The sequence below is a fragment of the Aquabacterium sp. genome, assembly GCF_016234775.1.
Classification (GTDB): Bacteria; Pseudomonadota; Gammaproteobacteria; order Burkholderiales; family Burkholderiaceae_C; genus Aquabacterium.
In genome coordinates this window covers 1-9,014 of sequence record NZ_JACRAH010000004.1, presented here as the reverse complement: position 1 = coordinate 9,014, position 9,014 = coordinate 1, and the positions used below count along the sequence as shown (strand labels likewise).

Sequence of the window (9,014 nt, the reverse complement as noted above, 5' to 3'; positions counted from 1 at the left end):
GCGGACGTTGGTCGAGTTCAGAGCACTGATGTCGGTGGTCTCGATCGCGGCAGCCTGAGACGTGTTCAGGGCAGAGATCTGGGCCGAGTTCATCGCAGCCAGGTCGGTGCTTTCCAGAGCGGCCACTTGTGCCGAGGTCAGAGCTTGAGCCTGGTTGCTGCTCAGTGCCGCCACCTGGGCGGTGTTCATCGCTTCGATCTGGTCGGTGCCCAAGGCCGCGATGGCAGCGGTCGTCAGGGCGCGGACAGCCGTCGTGCTCATGGCACTGATGTCTGTGGTCTGGATGGCGCCAGGCTGTGCCGTGTTCAACACGGCTGTCTGGGCGCTGGTGAGTGCGCCAATCTGGTTGGACGTCAGAGCGACTACCTGATCGGTGGTCAGGCCAGCCAGCGAGTTGGTCACGATGGCGCGCACGGCACTCGTGCTCAGGGCGCTGATGTCACCGGTTTCGATGGCGCCAATCTGCGCGCTGTTGAACACGGCCACCTGGGCCGAGCTCAGGTTGGCCAGGTCGGTGCTTTCCAGCGCGGCGATCTGGGCCGTGTTGAGGGCGCCGGCTTGTGCCGTGGTCAGCACGCTGGTCTGCGCGGTGGTCAGGGCGGCGATCTGATCGGTGGTCAGCGCGTTGACGGCAGCCGTGGTCAGGGCACGCACGTTGGTCGAGTTCAGTGCACTGATATCGGTCGTCTCAATCGCAGCAGCCTGCGAGGTGTTCAGGACGGCGATCTGAGCGGAGTTCATCGCGGCCAGGTCGGTGCTTTCCAGCGCGGCCACTTGAGCGGACGTCAGCGCCTGAGCCTGGTTGCTGCTCAGCGCAGCGACCTGGGCGGTGTTCATCGCGTTGACTTGATCAGTACCCAGGGCGGCCACCGCAGCGGTGGTCAGGGTGCGGACAGCCGCTGTGCTCATCGCACTGATGTCGGATGTCTGGATCGCGGCAGCCTGAGCGGTGTTGAGCGTGGCCGATTGGGCCGTGGTCAGCACACCGATCTGGGCCGAGGTCAGGGCGACGACCTGGTCAGTGGTCAGGCCAGCCAGGGAGTCGGTAGCCAGGGCGCGGACAGCGTTGGTGCTCAGTGCACTGATGTCGCCGGTCTCGATGGCACCCACCTGGGCACTGTTGAAGACCGCTACTTGAGCCGAGCTGAAGGCGGCCAGGTCGGTGCTTTCCAGCGCGGCGATCTGAGCGGTATTCAGCGCATCCGTCTGTGCGGTGGTCAGCACGCTGGTCTGCGCCGTGGTCAGCGCTGCGATCTGGTCAGTCGTCAGGGCGTTGACGGCAGCGGTGCTCAGGGCTCGCACATTGGTCGAGTTCAGGGCGCTGATGTCGGTCGTCTCGATTGCGGCAGCCTGCGAGGTGTTGAACGAAGCGATCTGGGCCGAGTTCATCGCAGCCAGATCGGTGCTTTGCAGCGCGGCGACCTGAGCAGAGGTCAGGGCCTGCGCCTGGTTGCTGCTCAGCGCAGCGACCTGGGCGGTGTTCATCGCTTCGATCTGGTCGGTGCCCAGGGCCGCGATGGCTGCGGTCGTGAGGGCGCGGACAGCCGTCGTGCTCATGGCACTGATGTCCGTGGTCTGGATGGCGCCAGGCTGGGCCGTGTTCAACACGGCTGTCTGGGCGCTGGTGAGTGCGCCGATCTGGTTGGACGTCAGGGCGACCACCTGATCGGTGGTCAGGCCGGCCAGCGAGTTGGTCACGATGGCGCGCACGGCATTCGTGCTCAGGGCGCTGATGTCACCAGTTTCGATGGCGCCAATCTGTGCGCTGTTGAACACGGCCACCTGGGCCGAGCTGAAGGCGGCCAGATCGGTGCTTTCCAGCGCGGCCACTTGTGCTGTGTTGAGGGCGCCGGTCTGGGTTGTGGTCAGGACGGCAGTCTGAGCCGTGGTCAGCGCGGCGATCTGATCGGTGCCCAATGCTGCAACAGCGGCTGTGCTCAGGGCTCGCACATTGGTCGAGTTCAGGGCGCTGATGTCGGTGGTTTCAATCGCGGCGGCTTGAGCCGTGTTCAGTGCGCCTACCTGGGCCGAGTTCATGGCGGCCAGATCGGTGCTTTGCAGCGCGGCGACCTGGGCCGTGGTCAACGACTGGACCTGGTTGGAAGTCAGAGCGCTGGTTTGTGCGGTGTTCAGGGCCAAGACCTGGTCGGTGTCCAGGGCCGCCACGGCGGCGGTGGTCAGGGCACGCACGGCAGCGGTGCTCATGGCATCGATGTCGCTGGTCTGGATGGCTGCGGCCTGGCTGGTGTTCAAGGCGCCAGTCTGCGAGCTGGTGAGCGCGCCTACCTGGGCCGATGTCAGTGCCACCACCTGGTCACTGGTCAGCCCCTGGATACCGGCGGTGCTCAGGGCACGGACTGCACTGGTGTTCAGCGCGCCGATATCGGTGGTTTCGATCGCGCCAACCTGGGCGCTGTTGAAAACGGCCACCTGGGCGGAATTGAAGGCGGCCAGATCGGTGCTTTCCAGCGCGGCGATCTGGGCTGTGGTCAGCGCGGCTGTTTGCGCGGTGGTCAGTGCTGCGGTCTGCGCGGTGTTCAAGGCGGCGATCTGGTCGGTGCCCAGGGCAGCAATGGCGGCCGTGTTCAGCGCACGGATGTTCGTGGTGTTGAGCGCACTGATGTCAGTGGTCTCGATCGCAGCGGCCTGCGAGGTGTTCAAGGCAGCGATCTGGGCCGAGTTCATGGCGGCCAGATCGGTGCTTTCCAGCGCACCAACCTGGGCGGAGGTCAGAGACTGAACTTGCGAGCTGCTCAGCGCAGACGTCTGCGCGGTGTTCATGGCGTTGACCTGGTCGGTGCCCAGTGCGGCCACAGCGGCCGTCGTGAGGGTGCGGACAGCCGCTGTGCTCATCGCACTGATGTCGGAGGTCTGGATCGCGGCGGCCTGGGCGGTGTTGAGCGCGGCCGATTGAGCCGTGGTCAGCGCGCCGACCTGGTTGGAGTTCAGGGCCTCGACCTGGTCGGTGGTCAGGCCAGCCAGGGCGTCAGTGGCCAGGGCGCGAACAGCGTTGGTGCTCAGGGCACTGATGTCGCCGGTTTCGATGGCACCCACTTGAGCACTGTTGAAAACGGCAACCTGGGCGGAACTGAAAGCGGCCAGATCGGTGCTTTCCAGCGCCGCGATCTGAGCGGTGTTCAGGGCGTCCGTCTGCGCGGTCGTCATCGCGCTGGTCTGAGCCGAGGTCAATGCGGCTGCCTGATCGGTTGTCAGGGCATTGACGGCTGCGGTGCTCAGGGCGCGCACGTTGGTCGTGTTGAGTGCGCTGATGTCGGTGGTTTCAATCGCGGCGGCTTGCGCGGTATTCAGTGCGGCGATCTGCGCCGAGTTCATGGCGGCCAGATCGGTGCTTTCCAGCGCGCCAACCTGAGCGGAGGTCAGGGCTTGAACCTGCGAGCTGCTCAGCGCCGAGGTCTGCGCGGTGTTCATGGCGTTGACCTGGTCGGTGCCCAGGGCGGCCACGGCAGCGGTCGTCAGAGTGCGGACTGCCGCTGTGCTCATCGCACTGATGTCGGATGTCTGGATGGCAGCAGCTTGAGCCGTGTTCAGTGCGGCAGATTGCGCGGTGGTCAAGGCGCCAACCTGGTTGGAGTTCAGGTTGAGGATCTGGTCGGTGCTCAGTGCGCCAATGGCAGCCGAGCTGAGGGCACGGATATTGGTGGTGTTCAGCGCGCTGATGTCACCGGTTTCGATGGCGGCTGCCTGGGCGGTGTTGAACGCGGCGATCTGAGCCGAGTTCAGGCTGGCCAGGTCAGTGCTTTCCAGCGCGGCCACTTGGGCCGTGTTGAGGGCGGCCGCCTGCGCGGTGGTCAGGACGCTGGTTTGCGCCGTGGTCAGCGCGGCGATCTGATCGGTCGTCAGTGCATTGACGGCCGCTGTGCTCAGTGCACGCACGTTGGTCGTGTTCAGCGCACTGATGTCGGTGGTTTCAATCGCTGCAGCCTGAGAGGTGTTCAGGGCGCCGATCTGGGCCGAGTTCATGGCGGCCAGGTCGGTGCTTTCCAGCGCCGCAACCTGGGCCGAGGTCAAGGCCTGGGCTTGCGAGCTGCTGAGCGCAGAGATCTGCGCTGTGTTCATGGCAGCGATCTGATCCGTGCCCAGCGCGGCAACGGCTGCGGTGGTCAGGGCGCGAACGGCCACGGTGCTCATCGCACTGATGTCGCTGGTCTGGATGGCCGCAGCTTGCGCGGTGTTCAGGGCGGTCGTTTGGGCTGAGGTGAGGGCGCCAATCTGGTTGGAGCTCAGGTTCTCGATCTGATCGGTGCTCAGGGCGCCGATGGCAGCCGAGCTCAGGGCGCGGACAGCGTTGGTGCTCAGCGCGCCAATGTCACCGGTCTCGATGGCAGCGGTTTGCGAGGTGTTGAACACGGCCACCTGGGCCGAGCTCAGGTTGGCCAGATCGGTGCTTTCCAGCGCGGCGACCTGGGCTGAGTTCAAGGCAGCCGTCTGCGCGGTCGTGAGCACGGATGTCTGTGCCGTGGTCAGGGCGGCGATCTGATCGGTGCCCAGGGCATTGATGGCAGCCGTCGTCAGTGCGCGCACGTTGGCGGTGCTCAGGGCGCTGATGTCGGTGGTTTCGATGGCGGCGGCTTGCGAGGTGTTGAAGCCGGCCACCTGGGCCGAGTTCAGCGCGGCCAGGTCGGTGCTTTCCAGCGCGGCGACCTGGGCCGAGTTCAGCGCCGAGGTCTGAGCGGAGCTCAAGGCAGCCACTTGCGCGGAGGTCAACGCGTTCACCTGTGCCGTGTCCATCGCGTTGATGGCAGCGGTCGTGAAGGCACGCAGCGCCGTCGTCGAGATCTGGCTGATGTCCGTGGTTTCAATCGCCGCGGCTTGCGAGGTATTCAGTGCGCCGATCTGTGCCGAGTTCACGGCGGCCAGGTCCACGCTTTGCAGTGCAGCAACCTGGGCGCTGGTGAGCGCGCCGAATTGCGAGGAGCCCAGTGCAGCGATCTGGCTCGAGTTCATCGCCTGAACCTGATCGGTGGTCAGGGCACCAATACCGGCTGTCGAGATCGCGCGAACGTTGACCGTGTTGATCGCGGCAACATCATTGGTCTCGATGGCAGCGACCTGGGCGGTATTGAGCGCGCCGAACTGGCTCGACGTCATCGCGGCCAGTTGGTTGGAATTCAGGGCGGCGATCTGGTCGGTCGTCAGGGCTGCCGCGGCGTTGGAGCTCAAGGCACGGATGGCCGTTGTACTGATGGCTGCCAGGTCGCCGGTTTCCATGGCGTTGGCCTGGGCCGTGTTCAGTGCACCCACCTGGGCGGAGCTCAGTACGGTAGTCTGGGCGCTGTTGAGGGCCACCACTTGCGCGGTGGTCAGTGCGGCCACTTGATCGGTGCCCAGCACCAATGCGTGGTTAGACGACAGCGAGGCGATCTGGTCTGTGCCCAGCGCGGCTACATTGGCTGTGTTGAGCGCCTTGACTTCAGCGGTGGTCAGCGCCGCAGTCTGGTTAGATGTCAGCGCCGCAGCGTGGGCTGTGTTGAAGGCGGCGATCTGCGCCGTCGACATCGCGCGGATGTCATTGGTTTCCAGCGCGGCGACCTGGTTGGTGCCTAGCGCCGCCACCTGTACGGTGGACAGCGACGAGACCTGGGTGGATGTCAACGCCTGGATCTGGTCGCTTGTCAGGGCGGCCGCAGCAGCGGTCGTCAAAATGCGAACAGCAGCCGTCGAGAGGCTGCTGATGTCTGTGGTTTCCAGGGCCGCCGCTTGCGCTGTGGTCATCACCGCCGCTTGCGTGGTGCTCAGTACGCTGACCTGCGTGGAAGTGAGCGCCCCGATCTGATTGGTGTCCAGCGCCGCGAATGCCGCCGTGGTCAGAGATCGGAAGTCCGTTGTCTGGATGGCCGGGATCTGGACGGTGGTCAAGGCGGCTATCTGGGCCGTGTTGAACGACGCCCAGTCCTCGGTGGACAAAGTCGCAATGGATTGAGTGGACAGCCCAGCAATCTGGGTGGTCGTGAACTTAGGAATGAGTGAAGACATGTTCAATCCCTCTGAATCCAATGCGCTCTGGCACGTAATGACTGAAAAGTTGATGGCCTGACAAGCCCGCCGGTAACAAATGGGCGCGTGCGAGGCACACCAACTTCATCCTGTTGTGGCACTTATCGGCTACGCACGATCGTTACTGAAGTCGTGCGTAGCCAAACCTCAAATAAGAGGGTTGTTTTGCTTGTCATCTACCAGCTGAGTGGGGTCCAGCTTGACGAGGTGCACGTCAAGGTTCTCCACGGCCGGGGTTGCCTGTACTTCCGGTTTGGTCGGTGCAGACGCCTGGCTGGCCAACAGGTCGTGACCACGGTCAGCCAGCAGATCACTTGCGCTGACTGCCAGGTGTTTGCTGTCAGCACCCGTCACTACCGCCGTTGCCGGGGCAGCATCCATGCTTGCATGCTCGGTGGACGTTGTCGACTTGGTGAACCAGACGTCAGCCATGGCGTGGGTGGCGCCATCGCTCGTCTTGTAGTCGGACACCAGGCCCACGACGTTGCCCTGGTTGATCTCCGTTCCGGTCTGAGACGTCAGGTTGATTTCGATGATGCCCAGGCTCTGCAGATCGATCATTTCACCGGTTTCGCTGACGCCGTCGCTGTTGGCGTCCACCCAGACCTTCAGATCATGGAAGCGGGCGTCCGCGATCGTCAGCTTGCCATCGTGGTTGCTGTCCTCCGCTCGCATCGCGGTGAAACCATCGCCGGCGCGTTGGCCGTTCTCCAGCTTCGTGGCGGTGCCGAACAGTTCGGTCCCGTCATTGATGCGGCCGTCATGGTTGCGGTCCATGACCAGCAGGCCGTCGGTGGCTGACACCCAGCCGTGGGTGTTTTGGCTGCCGGTGGCGTTCAGGTCGAAGCTGTTGCCCTGAGCGGCGGAGAGTGTCTGCACACCGTCGCCGTTGAGGTCCAGCACGATCGGGGTCGAGCTGATCAAGGTGTCAAGTTGCGAGGCACTCATGGCGCCGACTTGCGTCGAAGTCAGGGCGACGGCTTGCGTGACGCTCCAGGCTGCAATGTCCGTGGTCTCCATGATGGCGATCTGATCCGTGGTCATGGCCAGGATCTGTGCCGTAGAGAATTCGCGGAACTGCGCTGTCGTCATCGCGACGATGCTGTCGGTGGTGATCGCGGCAAACTGGGCCGTGTTCAAGGCACGGATATCGGCGGTGGTCAGCGCCTGGATGTGTGCGGTGTCCAGTGCCGCGATCACATCCGTGTGCAGGGCCGCGATTTGCGCCGTGGTGAAGGCGCGCAGATCGGCGGTTTCGATGGCCACGATGTGCGCCGTGTTCAGGGCGGCGATATCCGCGGTGTTCATGGCCACGAACTGGGCGCTGCTCAGTGCCACGATGTGTTCCGTGCTCAACGCGGCGATATGGGCCGTGTTGAAGGTCTGGATTTCAGCCGTGGTCATGGCACGCAAGTCGGCGGTTTCGAACGCGGCGATCTGGTTGGTGTTCAGCGCTGCAATCTGCGTGGTCGTGAAGGCTGCGGCCTGGCTGGTGTTGAGCGCCACGATCTCTTCGGTCGTCAGCGCGGCCACACCGGCGGTGGTCAAGGCGCGGATCGCCGCCGTGTTGAAGCCGGCCAGATCGCTGGTCTCGATAGCGGCAACCTGGTTGGTTGTCAGCACGCCGATCTGCGTCGTGGTCAGTGCCGCGATCTGGGCGGAGTTCAGTGCCACGATCTGGTCGGTGGTCAATGCCGCCGTGTCAGCCGTGTTGAATGCTCTGACAGCCGAGGTACCCAGCGCGCCCAGTTGGGCGGTGCTGATGGCCACGGCCTGTGCCGTCGTGAAGACGCTGAATTGCGCCGTGTTCATGGCGGCGATGTCGGTCGTCTCCATGGCGTTGATCTGGGCGGTGGTCAGCACACTGACCTGGCTGGTGCCGAAGGCGTTGACCTGGGCGGTGTTCAGGTTGACGACCTGATCCGTAGTCAGCGCTGCTGCAGCCGCCGTGGTAAAGGCGCGGATAGATGCGGTGCTCAGGCCGGCCAGATCACTGGTTTCGATCGCTGCCGCCTGGGCCGTGTTGAGCACACTGATCTGAACCGTGCTGAGGGCGCTGACGTGCGCTGAATTCAGTGCGGTGATCTGATCGGTGGTCAGCGCGGCCGTGTCTGCGGTGGTGAGCGCGCGGACATGCGCCGTGTTCAGCACCGCGATCTGGCTGGTGCTCAGTGCGACGGTTTGTGCCGTGTTGAACGTGGCGATCTGTGCCGTGTTCATGGCGGCCAGATCGGCGGTTTCGATGGCACCTATCTGGTTGGTGTTGAGCGCAGCCACCTGGGTGGTGCCGAGGGCGTTCAGTTGTGCCGTGTTCAGTGCAGCGATTTGCTCGGTGGTCAGCGCGTTGATGGCTGCCGTGGTGAAGGCACGGATGGCGGCGGTGTTCAGGCCGGCCAGATCGCTGGTTTCAATCGCGGCTGTCTGGGCCGTGTTGAGTACGGCGATCTGGGCGGTGCTGAGCGCGCCAATCTGGGCGGAGTTCAGCGCCACGACCTGATCGGTGGTCAAAGCGGACGTGTCAGTCGTGCTGAGCGCCCGGATCGAGGCGGTGTTGAGCGCGCCAATCTGGTTGGTGTTCAGGGCAACTGTCTGCGCCGTGTTGAAGACGGCCACTTGTGCCGTGGTCAGTGCGGCCAAGTCCGACGTTTCGATGGCACCGATCTGGTTGGTGTTGAGCGCGGCGACCTGCGTGGTGCTCAGGGCGTTGACCTGGGCGGTGTTCAGGTTGGTGATCTGGTCGGTCGTCAGGGCGTTGACGGCGGCGGTGGTGAAGGCGCGTACCGCAGCCGTGTTCAGGCCGGCCAGGTCGGTGGTTTCGATGGCCGAGGCCTGGTTGGTGTTGAGCGCGCCGATCTGGGCGGTGCTCAGTGCGCCCACCTGGGCCGAGCTCATGTTGGCGATCTGGTCGCTGGTCAGCGCGGCGGTATCGGCCGTGTTGAGGGCGCGAACATGGGCCGTGTTGAGTGCGGCAACCTGGGCGGTGGACAGCGCCTGAGTGG

General features: G+C 64.4%; 1 protein-coding gene and 1 pseudogene. Both read right to left on the bottom strand.

What is annotated here, in order from left to right:
• Window positions 1-5,994 (bottom strand): heme utilization protein (locus tag HY836_RS02205; protein WP_290673143.1); only part of this gene is annotated, 5,994 nt, incomplete at its 3' end.
• A 168-nt stretch (window positions 5,995-6,162) separates the two neighbouring features.
• Window positions 6,163-9,014: pseudogene (locus tag HY836_RS02200) on the bottom strand (heme utilization protein); the annotation flags it as partial.